15 protein-coding genes are annotated in these 16,774 nt (G+C 63.3%); 14 read left to right on the top strand and 1 reads right to left on the bottom strand.

Annotation, left to right across the window (positions count from 1 at the left end; translation table 11 throughout):
• Positions 1 to 45: 45 nt before the first annotated feature.
• The 12 genes from ACHMWQ_RS17645 (at position 46) to ACHMWQ_RS17590 (ending at position 14,052) form a co-directional block, all read left to right on the top strand.
• Complete coding sequence (locus tag ACHMWQ_RS17645; protein WP_396308475.1) at positions 46 to 2,016, top strand: polysaccharide biosynthesis protein; 1,971 nt, start codon at positions 46 to 48, stop codon at positions 2,014 to 2,016.
• Positions 2,017 to 2,760: 744 nt separating this feature from the next.
• Positions 2,761 to 3,588: a tyrosine-protein phosphatase gene (locus ACHMWQ_RS17640; protein WP_396308474.1), complete on the top strand. Its 828-nt coding sequence runs from the start codon at positions 2,761 to 2,763 to the stop codon at positions 3,586 to 3,588.
• A complete protein-coding gene (locus ACHMWQ_RS17635) occupies positions 3,578 to 4,345 on the top strand; it encodes a polysaccharide biosynthesis/export family protein (protein WP_396308473.1) in 768 nt (255 codons plus the stop codon). Before ACHMWQ_RS17640 ends, ACHMWQ_RS17635 begins: the two co-directional genes overlap by 11 nt.
• A gap of 38 nt (positions 4,346 to 4,383) precedes the next feature.
• Positions 4,384 to 6,756 (top strand): GumC family protein, encoded by a 2,373-nt coding sequence (locus ACHMWQ_RS17630; protein WP_396308472.1) that lies wholly within the window; start codon positions 4,384 to 4,386, stop codon positions 6,754 to 6,756.
• Positions 6,644 to 7,903 carry a tetratricopeptide repeat protein gene (locus ACHMWQ_RS17625; protein WP_396308471.1) on the top strand — a complete coding sequence of 420 codons (1,260 nt, stop codon included), beginning with the start codon at positions 6,644 to 6,646 and terminating at the stop codon, positions 7,901 to 7,903. The genes ACHMWQ_RS17630 and ACHMWQ_RS17625 overlap by 113 nt, the downstream gene beginning before the upstream one ends.
• Positions 7,884 to 9,191 carry an O-antigen ligase family protein gene (locus ACHMWQ_RS17620; protein WP_396308470.1) on the top strand — a complete coding sequence of 436 codons (1,308 nt, stop codon included), beginning with the start codon at positions 7,884 to 7,886 and terminating at the stop codon, positions 9,189 to 9,191. The genes ACHMWQ_RS17625 and ACHMWQ_RS17620 overlap by 20 nt, the downstream gene beginning before the upstream one ends.
• 203 nt (positions 9,192 to 9,394) lie before the next feature.
• The gene (locus ACHMWQ_RS17615; protein WP_396308469.1) at positions 9,395 to 10,009 is read left to right on the top strand and encodes a helix-turn-helix domain-containing protein; all 615 of its coding nucleotides are present in this window, start codon (positions 9,395 to 9,397) and stop codon (positions 10,007 to 10,009) included.
• A 32-nt stretch (positions 10,010 to 10,041) separates the two neighbouring features.
• Positions 10,042 to 10,815, top strand: a complete 774-nt coding sequence (locus ACHMWQ_RS17610; protein WP_396308468.1) for an ABC transporter ATP-binding protein — start codon at positions 10,042 to 10,044, stop codon at positions 10,813 to 10,815.
• A 96-nt stretch (positions 10,816 to 10,911) separates the two neighbouring features.
• Positions 10,912 to 11,676: a transporter substrate-binding domain-containing protein gene (locus ACHMWQ_RS17605; RefSeq protein ID WP_396308467.1), complete on the top strand. Its 765-nt coding sequence runs from the start codon at positions 10,912 to 10,914 to the stop codon at positions 11,674 to 11,676.
• A 9-nt stretch (positions 11,677 to 11,685) separates the two neighbouring features.
• Positions 11,686 to 12,375 carry an ABC transporter permease subunit gene (locus tag ACHMWQ_RS17600; protein WP_354549874.1) on the top strand — a complete coding sequence of 230 codons (690 nt, stop codon included), beginning with the start codon at positions 11,686 to 11,688 and terminating at the stop codon, positions 12,373 to 12,375.
• The gene (locus ACHMWQ_RS17595; protein ID WP_266331225.1) at positions 12,372 to 13,061 is read left to right on the top strand and encodes an ABC transporter permease; all 690 of its coding nucleotides are present in this window, start codon (positions 12,372 to 12,374) and stop codon (positions 13,059 to 13,061) included. Before ACHMWQ_RS17600 ends, ACHMWQ_RS17595 begins: the two co-directional genes overlap by 4 nt.
• Positions 13,062 to 13,092: 31 nt before the next feature.
• Complete coding sequence (locus tag ACHMWQ_RS17590) at positions 13,093 to 14,052, top strand: arginase family protein (RefSeq protein ID WP_396308466.1); 960 nt, start codon at positions 13,093 to 13,095, stop codon at positions 14,050 to 14,052.
• Between the two features lie 65 nt (positions 14,053 to 14,117).
• On the opposite strand, the gene ACHMWQ_RS17585 is transcribed toward ACHMWQ_RS17590, so the two are convergent.
• The gene (locus ACHMWQ_RS17585) at positions 14,118 to 14,543 is read right to left on the bottom strand and encodes an Lrp/AsnC family transcriptional regulator (RefSeq protein ID WP_201402995.1); all 426 of its coding nucleotides are present in this window, start codon (positions 14,541 to 14,543) and stop codon (positions 14,118 to 14,120) included.
• Positions 14,544 to 14,678: 135 nt separating this feature from the next.
• Between ACHMWQ_RS17585 and ctlX the strand changes: the two genes are divergently transcribed.
• Both ctlX and ACHMWQ_RS17575 read left to right on the top strand, forming a co-directional pair.
• Positions 14,679 to 15,629: a citrulline utilization hydrolase CtlX gene (gene ctlX, locus ACHMWQ_RS17580; RefSeq protein WP_396308465.1), complete on the top strand. Its 951-nt coding sequence runs from the start codon at positions 14,679 to 14,681 to the stop codon at positions 15,627 to 15,629.
• A gap of 25 nt (positions 15,630 to 15,654) precedes the next feature.
• A complete protein-coding gene (locus ACHMWQ_RS17575) occupies positions 15,655 to 16,695 on the top strand; it encodes an ornithine cyclodeaminase (RefSeq protein WP_396308464.1) in 1,041 nt (346 codons plus the stop codon).
• The last annotated feature ends 79 nt before the right edge of the window (positions 16,696 to 16,774 follow it).

Here is a 16,774-nt window from a genome sequence, read left to right as displayed (position 1 = left end):
GTATACTGCGTTAGAGCGGGGCAAGCATTCGTGCGCGAAAAAGTGATGACGCTGACGCGTCCACAAAAGCAGTTGATCATCGGAACGATGGACCTGGTTCTTATCGGCTGCTCGCTATGGGCGGCGGTCGCGGTTCGGCTGGGAGCGTTTTGGCCTGACCAGGTCTGGGAGGACGGCTGGCCACTCCTGCTTGTGCTCCCGCTGATCGGCGGCGCCTTGTTCTATGGGGTTGGTCTTTACAAGTCGGTCTTGCGATCCATGGGGCGTCACGATGTGATTCGGATCGCGCAGGCAAGCTTCCTTCTCTCGCTGGTGCTCGCGGCGGTTGGATTTTTCGATTTCGGGCTGTTTTTGCCGCGATCCACCCCCATCATCTTCGGACTTCTGCTCGCCGTGTCGATGATTGCCGGCCGCGGCGCCGCTCGAAGCTATTATCAGCTGCTTCGCGAGCGTGGTGTTCAGAAGCGTCCGGTCATTGTCTACGGCGCTGGGGAAAGCGGCATTCAACTGGTAGCGGCCCTGAACGCAGGCCGAGAGTTTCGACCGGTTGCGTTTCTGGATGATGACAAGGGTCTTCAGGGGCGCTTTATCTCGGGACGGCGTGTGCATGCGCCCCGCGACGTGGATTACCTATCGAAGAAATTTGCGGCGACTGACGTGTTCCTGGCCTTGCCCTCCGTATCCAGAGCGCGGCGCAAGGAGATTGTCCACTTCCTCTCGCAGCGCCCGGTTCGGGTACAGACCATCCCCTCCATGGTGGAGCTGGCGGCTGGCTTCGAGAACATCGACAGGTTGCGAGAAGTGGGAGTCCAGGAGCTTCTCAATCGGGACGCGGTCGATCCGATGAGTGGGCTATTCTCATCCGTGCGAGGTCGGGCGGTTTTGGTCACCGGCGCCGGTGGTTCCATCGGTTCCGAGCTCTGCCGGCAGATCCTGACGATGGAGCCGTCGCGAATCGTGCTTTTCGAGATTTCGGAGGTCGCGCTCTATGCGATCGAGCTCGAGTTGCGCGAGATGGCATCGGAACTCAGCATCGAGTTGCACGCGGTACTCGGTTCTGTCTGCGATGCGGCGCGGCTGGAGCAGGTCATGAAGACCTATCGTGTCCAGACCGTGTATCACGCCGCAGCCTACAAGCACGTTCCGCTGGTCGAGGCGAATCCACTCGAAGGAATTCGCAACAACATCTTTGGGACCCGCGCCGTCGCGGAGGTGGCTGCGCGTTGCAAAGTCGACAGGGTGATCCTGGTCTCAACGGACAAGGCAGTGCGGCCGACCAGCGTGATGGGCGCGACGAAGCGGATGGCCGAGATGGTGCTGCAGCACGCTCAGGCTCGAACTGCCGAGACGATCTATTGCATGGTGCGCTTTGGAAACGTCATGGGATCCTCCGGCTCGGTGATTCCGCTTTTTCAGAAGCAGATTGCTGCGGGCGGGCCAGTCACCGTCACGCATCCCGAAGTCATCCGCTATTTCATGACCATACCAGAGGCAGCGCAGCTCGTTGTCCAGGCCGGCAGTCTGGGCAGGGGAGGCGACGTGTTTCTCCTGGACATGGGCAGCCCGGTGGCGATCCTCGACCTAGCGAGGCGGATGATTCATCTGTCGGGCCTTGAAGTCAAAGACGCGCAATCTCCCCAGGGTGATATCGAGATCGTCTTCACAGGGTTGCGACCCGGTGAAAAATTGTTCGAGGAGCTGCTGGTTTCCGGGGACGTGCTCTCCACGTCGCATCCCAAAATCATGCGCTCTCTGGATGGCCCTTCGGATCTTTGCGATCTGGACGGGATTTTGGCAGAACTCGAGACCGCTGTTGTAAATCACGACATATCCGGAGCGCTTCGTGTTTTGGTGCGCACTGTCGAGGGATTTGAGCAAGTCTATCCTGATGCGATGATGGTTGACATCCCGGATTCCATCGCGACAGACGCAAGGGCAGAAGCAAAGCCAGGGCGTGCACGGATAGAAAATACTGCGGCTCTGAGCGAGAATGCATCGTTCATTTCCGTAGGGTGACCATGCGTTACGCGGAGATTGATGTGATGCGGCTTGCCGTTACGCTCGCTTCTGTGGCGTTGGCCGCCAAACTGGCGCGAAACACGACCGGCCAGCCTTGATTTGTTCGTGTCGTGTTGGTACTTTGTGTTCGGATGCTCTGGCTTGTAATAAGCTGGGCGTACTGTTGAGAGGATGCCGATGTTAGTGGCAAGGATTTTTGCCTCGGGTATGGTTGCTCTGGCAGCCGTTTCGGGAATTTCGGTGTCTGGCGCCCAGGCGCTTTCGGCCGGTGAGTGTGGCTGTTTCTCGCCTGCCGGCGGTGCGCCGGTGCAGGCGACTTTGACGTCTACGGCGGGTCGCGTCGTGGTGTCTGGAAGCTCGGCGCCTCGGATCGGTGCGGCGGGTCAGAAGCTGGCTGTTGGTGATCGCGTTGCAGTCGGTGCCGGTGGCGCTGCCAACGTATCGCTTGGCGCCTGCGGCCTGTCCGTTCAGCCCGGGCAGCAGCTCCTGCTGCAGCGGGTCGATGGCGGAACTTGCGCATCGGTGCCCTCCGCCGCCGCCAGCGTGACGCCTAAGTCCGGCGCTCCGTCGGTACCGCTGGTTATCGGTGGCACGGCTTTGGTGGCTGGTGGTGTTGCCCTGGCGATCTCGTCGGGCGACGACTCGCCTGCCAGCCCCTGATATTTATCGGCTCCGACGAGTCCTGTTCTATTCAGTTGGCGTGATGGCGGGCTTGTGTCTCGACCGGCCGGGGCTGCGCCTTTGATCGATCTTCATACTCATATCCTTCCGTCCTGCGATGACGGCTCGCCGGATCTGGCGATGTCGCTTGCCATGGCAAGAATGGCTGTGGCCGACGGCATTCATGTGATGGCCTGCACGCCGCATATCATGCCAGGTCTTTATGACAATGATGGCCCGGGCATACAGCGCCGGACAGAGGCGCTGCAGGCGGCACTGGATGACGCTGGCATCGAACTGCGGCTGGTGACGGGCGCCGATGTCCATGTCGCCCCCGATCTCGCGCAGAAGCTCGCCACCGGCGCGGCCCCGACCTTGGCCGGCACGCGCTATTTCTTGCTGGAGCCGCCGCACCACGTTCTGCCGCCGCGTTTTGCCGAGTTCACGCAAAGCCTGATTGCCGCGGGCTTCACACCCATCCTGACGCATCCCGAACGCCTTACCTGGGTGTCCGCGCATTATGATGTCGTCGAGCGCGTCAACGCCATGGGCGTCTTGATTCAACTGACCGCAGGCTCGCTGACCGGCAATTTCGGTGGTTCGGCTCAAAAGCTCTCGGAGCGTATGCTCAGCGAAGGGCGGGTCGATCTCTTCGCCAGCGATGCTCATAATCTGACGGGCCGCCCGCCCATCCTTTCAAAGGCTTATGCGGCCGTCGAGGCCGCCCTGGGGGCGGATGAGGCGCAACGGATGTTCGTCGACACGCCGTACCGCATTCTGGCGGACGACGTTGTCACTCCGGTCGGTGGAAGGCGAGCAGTGCCGGCTCGCAAAAGACCGAGCGGTTTTCGTGATTTCCTGGGCAATTCCATGCGCCGGCTATTTGGAGACGGACGAAATGAGCAATAGGCCCAGACTGCGGCGCTTCGGAGTCATGGCGTCGGTCGCGCTGCTCTCGGCCTGTACCGTTGGCGGTCCGGACCTTCCTGCCAGCGGAGTGGCCACGCCGGTCAAAGCCTCGTCGGCCGCCCCGGCAATGGGGGCAGCCGGTGGGGCTTTGCGTCAGGTGCCCGAACTGCCGGCACCACCCGCGACGGCTGGCGGTACCGAGCAGCCCGTCACCGTGGGCGACACGCTGGATATCTCGGTCTTCCAGGTTCCCGACCTTTCGCGTTCGGCGCAGGTGGACAGCACCGGGCGGATCACCCTGCCGCTTGTCGGCACGCTCTCCGTCGCTGGCAAGCCGCTGCGCGCCGTCGAGGCGGAGATCACCCGCGCCTATGCCGCGAACTATCTTCAGAATCCCCAGATCACCGTATCGGTGAAGGACTCGGTTTCGCGCCGGGTCACGGTGGACGGCGAAGTCGTGCGATCCGGCGTTTATCCGCTGCCGCAGACGGCTTCGCTGCTGGATGCGATCGCGCTGGGCGGCGGGCTCAGCAAGGTCGCGGATGAGAACAAGGTGTATGTCTACCGCGACATCAACGGCCAGAAGCTCGTCGCAAACTACGATGTGGGGCAGATTCGGGCCGGCCAGCGCAGCGATCCGCGTCTTTATGGCGGCGATGTCGTCGTTGTCTTCAGCTCCGGCAGCAAAGTTGCGATGCAGAACCTCAAGGAAGCGCTTGGTGTGGCTGTGCCGGTTGCGCGGCTGGCGATTCCATAGCGCCATGCTTCTCACTTTGACACTACGGGACCTCATCGATGCATGATCGGCGCAGCATGGCGTTGGAGCGCGACGGGGCTGCGAGCCTTCCTGCCGCGGACTATTACAATGGTCCCGGCTACGGTCCGCGTTTCTTCGGCTATCCGGAGACGGAGGAGCCGACCGGCTTCGATCCGCTTCGAGTGCTGTTTTACATCGTCGAGTATCGTTGGCTGATCGCCATCCTGCTTGCGGTGGGTCTGGTTTCCGGTTTCACCATCACCATGATGCAGACGCCCAAGTACCAGGCGACTGCCCGGCTGGAAGTGCAGGTTCCTTCCGCGCGCGTGTTCCAGGACATGGAGCTGGTTTCGGAATCGTCGGACATACGCGCCTTCCTGACCGCGCGCGAACGGTTGAAAAGCCGTGCGTTGGCCCAGCGGGTCGTGCTCGGTCTCGGCTTGTCCGAGCGAGCCTCTTTCCTTTTCCCGGCGCCCGATTTTGCAATCGGCAACATCTTCCGCCGCGCATTTGGGAGCGGCGCCTCGCAGGCGCTGGACGACTACACACCGGAGGAGCGCGAAGAGATCGCGGTCAACCGGATTGTCGACAATCTCGCCGTCGATCTCGTTACCAATACCAGCCTTCTATCGATCAACTATCGGGACCAGGACCGGCGAACGGCGCAGGAAGTCGCCAACCAGATCGCGCAGAGCTACATCGATCAGAAGGTCGACCAGACCGGCGCGACCTCGGAACTGGCGCGGCAGTTCATTCAGGACCAGGTCGGACAGGTCAAAACCAAGCTGCAGGCTTCCGAACAGGAATTGGTCGACTACGCCAAGGAAGCCGGAATCACGGTGACCGGCGCCGAGAGCTCGCTGATCGAAAGCAGCATGCAGGCGATGAACGCGGCGCTTTCGAAGGCCGTCGAGGAGCGTCTCACCCAGGAGCGTCTCGTCCAGCAGATCAATGCCGGTCGTGGTGCCAGCCTCGAACAGGTCCTGGTCAGCGACGGGTTGCAGAAGCTGCGCGGGGAGATCGCCGCCCGAAGCGCCGAGTACCAGCAGAAGCTCGGAACCTTCAAGCCGGGCTTTCCGGAAATGCAGCAGTTGCAGGCGCAGATCCGCGAACTGCGCAAGCAGTATGACGGCGGTGTGGCGATCATCACCGATGGCGTCCGCCTGAAGCTGGACGACGCCATCTCGCGGGAAGCCGACCTGAAGCAGAAGCTGGCGGAAATGCAGGCCGAGCAGGCGGCGTATCAGGACAAGAACATCCGCTACACCATCCTGAAGCGGGAGGTCGATTCCAACCGGGCGCAGTACCAGAGCCTGATCGGAAAGCTCAATGAGGCGGGTATCGCCTCTGAACTTCGCCAGCAGAATGCCGTCATCGTTGATCTGGCACCGCTGCCGCGTTCGCCCGTGTCGCCGCGCCTGCCCATCAACATGGCAATCGCGCTCATGCTGTTCGCGGCCCTGGCTGCGGCGATCATCTATATCCTGGAATTGCTCAACAACACGTTCGTCAATCCCGACCAGGTCGAGAAGGAATTGCAGCTTCCCGTCATGGGAGTCTTGCCCGAGGTCGATGCGGAGCTTCTCGCAGCAAGTATCGCGGATCCCACTTCCGGCCTGTCAGAGGCCTACCGGAGCTTGCGAACCGCCCTTCAGTTCTCTGGCTCTGACGGGGCGCCCAAGACGCTGGTGGTTACGTCATCCGAGCCGGCCGAAGGCAAGTCGACCACCGTCTTCAAGCTGGCCAAGGATTTTGGCGTGCTGGGCCAGAAGGTTCTCGTCATCGATGGCGATCTTCGAAAGCCGAACGTCCATCGTCAGTTCAGCATCGACAACACGCTGGGCCTGAGCAATCTGCTGACCAATACCGTGCGCGCCGAGGATCTGCCGGGCGTGGTGCGTCAGACTAAGGAAGAGAACGTTTGGGCCATCACGTCGGGCACCATTCCGCCCAACCCCGCCGACCTGCTCTCCTCGCAGAGAATGGCCCAGTTGATCGAGAAGATGTCGCAGCGCTTCGACCTGGTGCTGATCGATGCGCCGCCGGTCGTGGGTCTGTCGGATGCGCCGATCCTGTCGCGGTTGGCGCATGGAACCTTGCTGGTCGTCTGCTCCAACAAGGTCACGCGAAAAGCCGCTAAGAATGCCTTGAAGAGGCTTAAGTCCGCCGGGGCGCAGGTCGTCGGTGTCGCGCTTTCCAAGTTCAGCGTCGGCAAGTTCGATTACAGCTACGCCTACCGGTACATGAATTATCACTATTACAACTATGGCGGAGAGACGCCGAAGCTGGAGGCGCAAGGTGGCGACGGCAAGTCTGAAGCGCAACGACCGGCTCGGAAGCATCGCCATCTGGTCGGCCGCGCTCGTGCTCTGCTTGCTCGTCTTGGCCGACGCCTTAAGCCGGTCGGCTGAGACTTCCGCGCCGCCGGCAGCCCTGCGGCTCAATCCCTGGAATGCCGATGCCCGGGTCGCCTCGATTTCCGCGGGGCTGACCGCGCAAGCTTCCGATCCGCCGGACCTCGGGGGGATGGCAGCGGCAGCCGAACGCGGCCTCTGGATTGCCCCCGTCGATGCTCGTTTCCGCTCGTTGCTCGGCGAAGTGCGCCAGCGGCAAGGCGACAGCGCGGCTGCGCAGCAGTTCTTTATCGACGCGCAACGGGTTTCCCCCACCGAACTGCACGCCCTTGGGCAATTGATACTGGCTGCCGGAAGTCGCGGCGACGTGGCGGAGGCGGTGCGGTTGCTCGACGTGATGCTCCGTCGCTGGCCCGATGAGCTCAAGGCCGTGGAGCCCGCTCTGCCGGATCTGTTGGCCAGCGCGGAAGGGCAACAGGCTGTCCTCGACGTCCTTCGGTCCGATCCGCCTTGGCGCAGCCGGTTGCTGTCGGCGCTGGCGCGCAGCGATGCGGGGCTGCCCCCGGCGTCGCAGCTTCTCCTCGATCTTGCCGGCTCCGCAACGCCCCCGACGGCAGGGGAAATCAGCACCGTCGTCAACGGCTTCCTTCGCGCCAAACGGTATGACGACGCCCACAGGCTTTTTCTGCTGACCCTGTCTGAGGCGGATTTTGCCCGCACGGGGCTGATCCACAATGGCCGCTTCGAAGTCGCGGCCAGCCCGTCGCCTTTCAACTGGCAGTTTGCCTCGACCTCGGCCGCCGAAGTTCGCCTCGACGGGGCGCCGCCCTATGCCGGGGCAGGGGTGCGCTTTCTCAACAAGCCGGCGAGAGATATCCGGCTCCGCCAGACCATCCTCCTCGCCCCGGGCCGCTATCGGTTTTCCGTCGATGCCTCCGCCGTCAGTCTTGTCATTCCGCGCGGGATCTACTGGTCGGTGCGGTGCCTGGCGCCAAGCCGGGAAATCGCGCGGGTCAACATCGATCCCGGGACCTATCGCGATCGTTCCCTCGTGACGGAATTCGCGGTGGAGGACTGCGCAGCGCAAAGTGTCGAGCTTCGCTCCGGCCTCGTCGCCGACAGCTGGGTCTACCGATACTCCGGTCGCGTGACCTTCCACAGCCTCGGCATCGAGAGACTTGACAGTGCAACTTCCAGCAACTGATTGGCGCAAGCATGCGCTGGGCGCCGTCATGGTGCTGGCGATGATGCTGGGTGGCGGGGCGGCCTCCGGTCTGTGGACGGATTCCGTCCTCGAGGGGATCATCCTGCTGGTCTCCGCGGCTGTGCTGGCCGATCCGGACGGCGAACCCATCGACAAGCGCGTGCTGTGGCTCGTGGGCGCCATTGCCTGCGCGGTGTTGCTGCAACTCATCCCCTTGCCCGTTCAATTGTCGGAGGCGGTTCGCCCCGACCTGTTGCTTCGTGCCAGAGAAGGTGGATTGGCTTTGTCGCCGATCAGCACGGATCTGGGGCGGACTCTGGGATGCCTGCTCTATGTCGCGGCCCTGGCGGCTCTGTTTCTAGCGATGCTACGGATCCGCGGTGAGGCCCTGCACGGCCTATTGCCGTTCTTTCTCACTGGCGTGGCGCTCAACCTGGCGGTGGCGGCGATCCAGTATGGCGCCTCCTCGCAGGTCGAAATTGCGACGGCTTTGCCTTTCACCGTCACGGCCGGTGTGTTCGCCAATCGCAACCATCTGGCCTCGCTGCTCTACGCTTCCTTGCCGTTTCTGATCTATCTGGCGACCTTTCGCGGCAAGGGGATCCTCGCCGGTCTCGGCATGCTCTGCGTGCTGCTGATCCTGCTGGCGGCCGGATCGCGGGCGGGCGCCCTGATCGGCATCGCGGTCATGGTTCTGTCGACCTTGTTTCTCAGCCTGCGCTCTCGTGTTGGGCTAGGCGCCATCGCGGGGCTTGTCGCGATCCTCGGCATCTATGCCATGGGCTCCTGGACACTGCTCGAAACGCGGGGGATCGAGGATCTCAGCCGCATGCAGATGGCGCGCACCACGATGGAGGGCATCGGCGACAACTGGCTGTTCGGCGTCGGATTCGGGACGTTTGCGCGCGCCTATCCGATCTACCAGGACACATCCGAGATCGTCCGCAACTACGTGAACCACGCGCACAATGACTTTCTGGAGCTGATCTTCGAGGGCGGTATCGTCTCTGTGGTCCTGCTGCTGGCCTATCTCGGCCTCGTCATCTGGCAGGTCGCCTCGGCCCGCTACAATCTGTTCCAGAAGGCGGCTGCGCTCAGCATTCTTTTCATTCTGGTTCATTCGGTCGTCGACTACCCCTTGCGAACCCTGGCCGTCGCCGTCCCCTTCATCTATTTCAACGCGCTGCTCTTCCACCTCGGCATTCGTCCCAAGGACCGCAAAACGGTTCGCCGCATCCTCGTTCGGCACAATGGCCGGGACATCCAGGTTCCGATCGAGGCGCCGTAGGGATCGTCGTAGGGCGCACTCCCTGACTCTTGACGGCATCTAGCCCGCTAAAGTGGCAGAAACCACGAAGAACCTGCAGCGAGTTTAAGCAGGTTGGTTTCTCAATGAGCAACCTGCAACAAATCAATCCCGCCTAGAAATCCAGTATTGCGTTCAAATTCGTTTGATGAAAAGTTGCGTATAGAGCAACCTTCGGAGGGCGGATGGAACGGTCTTCCACCATCTGTGACGACACGACAGAGCCTGCGGTCGAGGACGTGCCTGCGTCTCCGAACGGCTTTAACGTTGGTGCACGGCTGCGCGCATTCCGGCAGCAGAAAAACATCTCGATCGACGTCGTGGCGGCGAAGGCCGGCGTCAGCAAATCGTTCCTCAGCCGCTTCGAGCGCGATCTCGTACAGGCCTCCATAGCATCGCTTCTGCGCATCTGCGACGCGATCGACGTAAAGCCGGGGGCGATCTTCGATCCGCCGGCGACGAGCTTCGTCAAGGCGGGGCAGGGCGCGCCGATCAATCTCGGCGGTGTCGGCATGCGCGAGCGTATCGTCGGCGGCGTCGGCAACGAACACATGATGACGCTCCATTCCGTGATCGACCCGGGTGGTGGATCCGGCCCCGAGGCCTACGCCATCCGCGCCGATCTCGACGTCGTGCACGTCATCAGCGGTGAACTCGACATCTCCGTCGGCGGCGAGGACTACCACATGACCTCCGGCGACACGCTGAGTTTTGACCCGAAGATTCCGCATACCTGGCAAAACCCGTCAACGAGCGAGCCTTGCGTCACGCTCTGGATGATCGTGCCGCCCCCGGCCTGACCGGCCTTCCGAAGCTTTTCCCTGAGGCCGCCATGCAGAAGCTCCACGTCACCGACATTCACAAGCGCTTTGGCGATACCGAAGTCCTGAAGGGCATCGGCCTCGACGCTGCGGCGGGCGACGTCATCTCGATCATCGGCTCTTCCGGATCGGGCAAGAGTACGTTCCTGCGCTGCATCAACATGCTGGAGCGTCCGAACCGGGGCTCGATCCGCGTCAGCGGCGAGGTCCTGGACCTCGTGGCCGACCGCCGCGATGGAACCCTGCGCGCGAAAAGCGCCAGCCAGCTGCAGCGCATTCGCTCGCGCCTCGCCATGGTATTCCAGAACTTCTGCCTCTGGTCGCATATGAGTGTCCTCGACAACGTGACCGAGGCCCCCGTCAGCGTGCTCGGCGTATCCCGCAAGGAAGCGGTGGAGCGCGCCAAGGCCAATCTCGCCAAGGTCGGCATGAAGCCGGAAACCTACGAGCGCTATCCCTCCCAGCTTTCCGGCGGCCAGCAGCAGCGCGTCGCCATCGCCCGCGCGCTGACCATGGATCCCGACGTGATGCTCTTCGACGAGCCGACCTCGGCACTCGATCCCGAACTCGTCGGCGAGGTGCTGCGTGTCATGCAGACACTTGCCGAGGAAGGCAGGACCATGATCGTCGTCACGCACGAAATGGGTTTTGCGCGCCATCTCTCCTCGAAGGTCATGTTCCTGCACGAGGGGCGCGTCGAGGAGGAAGGCTCGCCCGAGGCCGTCTTTGGCAACCCCGAGAGCCCACGCCTACGACAGTTTCTGGCAGGTCGCCTTCAGTCCTGAACCATCGCCGCGCCGATTGCGGCTCACGAGATTTCGGCGCCAGGGCCCGGCGCCGGATGCAATGCCAAATAACCCTTTCAGAGAACGAGACTTCCCATGACGAAACTTTCTACCCTCTTTCTCGGCGGCTTCATCGCTCTGGCTTCGCTCTCGCCGGCGATCGCCGAGCAGGTGACGATCGCGACCGACGCCACCTTCCCGCCCTTCGAGTCCGTCGACGCGAATGGCAAGCTCGTCGGCTATGACATTGATCTGATGAGCGCCGTCTGCAAGGCGGCGGAACTCGACTGCAACATTATTGCCGCCGCCTGGGACGGCATGATCCCCGGGCTTACCGCCGGCAAGTATGACGCGCTGATCTCGCAGCTGACCGTCACCGACGCGCGCCGCAAGATCATGGCCTTCAGCGACATCTATTCGCATCCGACTTTCCGCTTCGTCGCCAAGAAGGGCGCCAATCTCGACATCAGCCCGGACGGTCTCGCCGGCAAGATCATCGCCGTCCAGACCGGCACGCCGATGGACGCCTTCGTCACCAAGACCTTCCCAAAGGCGACGATCAAGCGCTATGACGGCGGCAGCGCCCCCTATCTGGAGCTCACCGCCGGCCGCGCCGATCTGCACATGAGCTACGAGGCGCAGATCACGCACGCCTTCCTCAATGGCGACAACGCCGAGACATTTGAGCTCGTCGGCCCGCAATATACCGGCAAGGACGCGCCGGAATTTGGCGAGGGCGTCGCGATCGCAATCAACCGCCGCAACGCCGACCTCCTCGCGAAGATCAATGCCGGCCTCGCCAAAATCCGCGAGAACGGCGAGCTCGCGGCGATCGACGCCAAGTATTTCGGCAAAAACTAGGGCTGATCGATGCTCGGCGGCTATGTCATATCCGTGCTGGCGGCGGGGTGGATCACCCTGTCGCTGGCCTTCGTATCCCTGATACTGGCCGTCGTGATCGGCATCGCGGCAGCGCTCGCCAGGCTTTCCCGCTCGCGTGCTCTGCGCGTCACCGCCACGCTCTATACCTCCGTGGTCCGGGGCATCCCGGACCTCGTCATGATGCTTCTCGTTTTCTATTCCGTACCCGCGCTGCTCAGCCAGGCGGCGCAGGACTGGGGCTATGACGTCTATATCGAGTTCAGCCCATTCGGGGCGGGGGCTGCGACGCTCGGGCTCATCTTCGGCGCCTATATGGCCGAGACCTTTCGCGGCGCCCTGATGAACATTCCCAAGGGCCAGCTTGAGGCTGCCGAAGCTTACGGACTCGGACGGTTTCGCATCTTCTGGCGCATCCTGCTGCCGCAGATGATGCGTCTCGCGCTGCCCGGCTTCACCAACAACTGGCTGGTGCTCGCCAAGGCGACCGCGCTCGTTTCGCTGCTCGGCCTGCAGGATGTCATGTTCCGGGCCAAGGGCGCGGCGGAGGCGACGGCCAAGCCCTTCACCTTCTACCTGCTCGCCGGCGGGTTCTATCTCGCGATCACCGCCATTTCGCTCTTCCTCCTTTCCCGCGCCGCCAAGCGCTACGAGCTTGGCGTGAAGGAGCTTGCCCGATGAGCTGGGATATCATCGTCGAGAATCTAGGCTTCTATGCCCAGGGCGCGAAGCTGACGGTGCTCCTCACCGTCGCCTCGCTGGCCATCTCTTTCGTTCTGGCGATGCCGCTGGCACTCGGGCGCAATTCGCACAACGCGTTCCTGCGCAATGCGATCGCTCTCTATACGCTGGTCTTTCGCGGCACGCCGCTCCTCGTCCAACTGTTCCTGATCTATTACGGGCTCGCGCAGTTCGATCTCGTGCGGGAGAGCCTCCTTTGGCCGTGGCTGTCGAGCGCGCTCGTTTGCGTCATCCTGACCTTCGTCCTGAACACGACGGCCTATACGACGGAGATCTTCGCGGGCAGTCTTCGACATCTGCCGGTGGGGGAGATCGAGGCGGCGCGCGCCTACGGCATGTCGCCCTTCACGCGGGCGCGGCGCATTCTTCTGCCGGCCATGCTGACGCGCTCGCTGACGCTCTATGGCAACGAAACGGTGATGATGCTCCACGCGACGTCGCTCGCCAGCACCGTGACGCTGCTGGAAGTCACCGGCGTCGCGCGCAACATTGCGCTGAACTACTACATCATGTTCGAGCCCTATGTGACGGCGGCCGCGATCTATCTCGTGCTGACGCTCGTGCTCGTCCTGCTTTTCCAGTTCGCCCAGCACCGCTGGGCCGGCTACCTCCAGGCGCGGCTCTGACCGCGTCCTTTCCAGCAAGGATCATCCTTCCATGAACCAGAAGCCCGATCTCGGCGCCCTGTTCGGCGCGGGCGAAACCTCGACCTTCCTCGGCCTCGCTGCCTGCGACGACCTCGCCACTCTGGACGCGCCGATCGCGATCCTCGGCGTTCCCTGCGCGACGCCCTACCGCTCCGTCGGTGCCTATTGCCGCAACGCGCCGGACGCGCTGCGCCGCGCGACGGCCTCGCTTACGGCCAATCTCGAACGCCACGATTTCGACATTGGCGGCCAGGTCTTCCCCGAGCGGCGCCTTCGCGCGGTGGATTGCGGCGATCTCGCCTTCGATGAAGCGGACGGAGCCGCCAACCGCGACGCGATCCGCGGCGCGGTGCGCACGATCCTGGAGCGGAACGCCGTGCCGGTGCTTCTCGGCGGCGACGATTCCATCCCGATCCCCATGCTTCAGGCGATCGGCGACATGGCCGGCGACCGCAAGTTCACCATTCTCCAGATCGACGCTCATATCGACTGGCGCGAAACGCATATGGACGAGCGGATGGGTCTCTCCTCAACCATGCGCCGCGCGTCCGAGATGGAGCATATCGAGCGCATCGTGCAGGTCGGCGCGCGGGGCATCGGCTCGGCCGCGACGAGCGACTACGAGGATGCCGTGAAATGGGGTGTGTCCTTCGTTCCGGCGCGCGAACTCCACCGTTCCGGCGTCCAGAAGGCGCTGGACCTCATTCCCGAGGGAAGCGACATCATCGTCTGCGTCGATGCCGACGCGATCGACCCGTCCCTGGTTCCGGGCGTCATTGGCCGCTCGCCCGGCGGCCTCTCCTATGACGAAATCACCGACCTCATCCGGGGCGCGGCGGCGCGTGGTCGGATCGCGGCGATCGACTTCGTGGAGTTCATGCCGGAGCGCGACGTCGACGGCATCGGCGCCCTGACCTTCGCGCGCGTCATCACGACGGCGCTCGGCCTGATCGCCCGCCAGAAGGCCTGATCGCCCTTCATCGTCCTCCCGCTTGCACGGCCTCCCGCGTACCCGCGCGGGAGGCCGTTTTGCGTTCAGACCGAGCTGAGGAGAATGCTCGTCTCGCTGTTGAGAATACCGTCGATCTGTCGGACCTCGCGCAAGACGCGGTCGAAATCGTGCAGCGAGGAAGCGCGGATCTCGGCGATCAGATCCCAGCTTCCGTTCGTTGTGTGCAGCGAATGAAGCTCCGGCATGCCGCGCAGGCGCTTGATGATCGCCGTGGTCGACTTGCCCGCCACCTCGATCATCATCACCGCGCGGATCGCGTTGGCGTCATGATCCTGCCGCACGCGTACCGTGAAGCCGAGCAGCGCGCCGCTATCCAGAAGGCGGTCGATGCGCGCCTGCACCGTGCCGCGCGTGACGCCCAGAATGTCGGCGAGCTTGGACACGGGCGCGCGTCCGTCACTGCGCAGGACGTCGATCATCCTTCGATCGAGCTCGTCGAGCTGGTACATACAAAACGTCCGATTTTCATTGGCAAGATGCGTAGCATAGCATGCATTTTTCGCCATTACTGACATTTCGACCGGTATTTTGCTCGCCTATTCTGCGGTCTCTCCAGGCTTCTTCAACCTCCTGAAACGAGTGCCATGAGCGGTTTCGCAGCCCAGGCGCCATCCGGCGTCGTGATGATCCGTCCCCACCATTTCACGCCCAATCCCGAAACGGCGGCGGACAACGTCTTCCAATCGGCGGACGGCTTCCGTACGCGCGGCGAGATCGCCGAAGCGGCCTTCGACGAGGTAACGCGCATGGCCGGACGCCTGCGCGAAGCCGGCGTCACCGTCCATCTCTTCGAGGACGAGACCACCGCGACACCGGACTCGGTCTTTCCCAACAACTGGTTCTCGACCCATGCCGGCGGGCATGTCGCGATCTATCCGATGTTCAATCCGAGCCGGCGCCGCGAGCGCCGCTCCGACGTCATCGAGATGCTGAAGCAGCGCTACCGCGTCCAGGACGTCATCGACTATTCAGGCCTCGAGCCTGACCATGTCTTCCTGGAAGGCACGGGTGCCATGGTGTTCGACCATATCGGCCGCATCGCCTATGCGGCGCGCTCGAACCGCACCAACGAGGTCGCGCTGGAGCGCTTCTGCACGCATTTCAACTTCGAGCCCATGCTGTTCGAAGCCGCCGATGCGAACGGCGCGAAGATCTACCACACCAACGTCATCATGTGCGTCGGCACCGAGATTGCGCTGGTCGGGCTCGACACGATCGTTGGAGAGGCGCGCCGGGCCGAAATCCGCGCGCGGCTGGAGGAGACCGGTCGCATCGTGGTGCCGCTGAGCCACGCGCAGATCGGCGAGTTCGCCGGCAATGCGCTCGAACTTCGAGGCAGCACGGGGCGGTTTCTCGCGATCTCGTCGCGCGCGGCCGCCTCGCTGACGCCGGTGCAGCGCGAAAGCATCGAAGCCGTCACGCCCCTGCTGGCCCTCGACGTCCCGACGGTCGAACTCGCGGGTGGTTCGGTGCGCTGCATGCTTGCCGGTATCCATCTCGCCGCGCGTTCCGGGGCCGCCGCTTCGTTCGCCTGACCGCCTGAAAGTGGAGACGAAAGTCATGACTCCCAAGCTGAACGTCGTTCCCTTCGTGAGCGTCGACCACATGATGAAGCTCGTGCTGTCGATCGGCATCGAGCGCTTTCTTCTCGAGCTCTGCGCCTATGTTGAGGACGACTTCCGGCGCTGGGAGAGCTTCGACAAGGTGGCGCGGGTCGCCGCCCATTCGCCGGACGGGGTCATCGAGTTGATGCCGACGTCCGATGGCGCGGCCTACGGGTTCAAATATGTGAACGGCCACCCGAAGAACACGCGCGATGGTCGCCAGACCGTGACGGCCTTCGGCGTCCTGGCAGATGTCGCGAACGGCTATCCTGTTCTCTTTACCGAAATGACGATCCTGACCGCTCTGCGCACCGCCGCGACCTCCGCCGTCGCCGCCCGGCACCTGGCACCCAAGGGCGCGCGGACCATGGCGATCATCGGCAACGGCGCGCAGTCCGAGTTCCAGGCCCTGGCGATGAAGGCCCTGATCGGCGTCGATCGCCTGCGCCTCTACGACATCGATCGTGCGGCCAGCGAGAAATGCCGACGGAACCTCCAGGGCTTCGGCTTCGACATTGCGATCTGCGACGGGACGGAGGAAGCGGTACAAGGCGCCGAGATCGTCACCACCGTCACGGCCGACAAGCAGAATGCGACGATCCTCACCGACAATCTCGTCGGTGCGGGAATCCATATCAATGCGGTCGGCGGCGACTGCCCCGGCAAGACCGAGCTTCAGGCCGCCATCCTGCGACGCGCCGACATCTTCGTTGAATACCCGCCGCAGACGCGCATCGAGGGCGAGATCCAGCAGCTCTCGCCCGATCACCCGGTCACCGAGCTCTGGCGCGTCATCGTCGGCGACCTGCAAGGCCGAACCGATGGACGGCAGATCACCCTTTTCGACTCCGTCGGCTTCGCCACCGAGGACTTCTCGGCCCTGCGCTATGTCCGCGACAAGCTGGCGGGTACGGCCTTTTACGAAGAGCTCGACCTTCTCGCCGACCCAGACGACCCGCGCGACCTCTTCGGCATGCTGCTGCGTGCTGCTGCGTAAGGCAGCCGCTTTTGGATGCCTGCGCCGCCCGGCCTCTCTCGCTCGCTGTCCACAGCGACGGTGTGCGGGGTGCCCAATT

Source organism: Kaistia sp. UC242_56 (assembly GCF_044452255.1).
GTDB lineage: Bacteria > Pseudomonadota > Alphaproteobacteria > Rhizobiales > Kaistiaceae > Kaistia > Kaistia defluvii_A.
The sequence above is the reverse complement of the archived record's forward strand: the minus strand, read 5'-3'. Positions and strand labels throughout refer to the sequence as shown.

Excerpts from the sequence above, each read along its gene's own strand:
- ACHMWQ_RS17645 (WP_396308475.1), top strand. The coding sequence starts at position 46 with ATGACGCTGACGCGTCCACAAAAGCAGTTGATCATCGGAACGATGGAC.
- ACHMWQ_RS17635 (WP_396308473.1), top strand. The coding sequence starts at position 3,578 with ATGAGCAATAGGCCCAGACTGCGGCGCTTCGGAGTCATGGCGTCGGTC.
- ACHMWQ_RS17630 (WP_396308472.1), top strand. The coding sequence starts at position 4,384 with ATGCATGATCGGCGCAGCATGGCGTTGGAGCGCGACGGGGCTGCGAGC.
- ACHMWQ_RS17615 (WP_396308469.1), top strand. The coding sequence starts at position 9,395 with ATGGAACGGTCTTCCACCATCTGTGACGACACGACAGAGCCTGCGGTC.
- ACHMWQ_RS17610 (WP_396308468.1), top strand. The coding sequence starts at position 10,042 with ATGCAGAAGCTCCACGTCACCGACATTCACAAGCGCTTTGGCGATACC.
- ACHMWQ_RS17605 (WP_396308467.1), top strand. The coding sequence starts at position 10,912 with ATGACGAAACTTTCTACCCTCTTTCTCGGCGGCTTCATCGCTCTGGCT.
- ACHMWQ_RS17600 (WP_354549874.1), top strand. The coding sequence starts at position 11,686 with ATGCTCGGCGGCTATGTCATATCCGTGCTGGCGGCGGGGTGGATCACC.
- ACHMWQ_RS17595 (WP_266331225.1), top strand. The coding sequence starts at position 12,372 with ATGAGCTGGGATATCATCGTCGAGAATCTAGGCTTCTATGCCCAGGGC.
- ACHMWQ_RS17590 (WP_396308466.1), top strand. The coding sequence starts at position 13,093 with ATGAACCAGAAGCCCGATCTCGGCGCCCTGTTCGGCGCGGGCGAAACC.
- ACHMWQ_RS17585 (WP_201402995.1), bottom strand. The coding sequence starts at position 14,543 with ATGTACCAGCTCGACGAGCTCGATCGAAGGATGATCGACGTCCTGCGC.
- ctlX (WP_396308465.1), top strand. The coding sequence starts at position 14,679 with ATGAGCGGTTTCGCAGCCCAGGCGCCATCCGGCGTCGTGATGATCCGT.
- ACHMWQ_RS17575 (WP_396308464.1), top strand. The coding sequence starts at position 15,655 with ATGACTCCCAAGCTGAACGTCGTTCCCTTCGTGAGCGTCGACCACATG.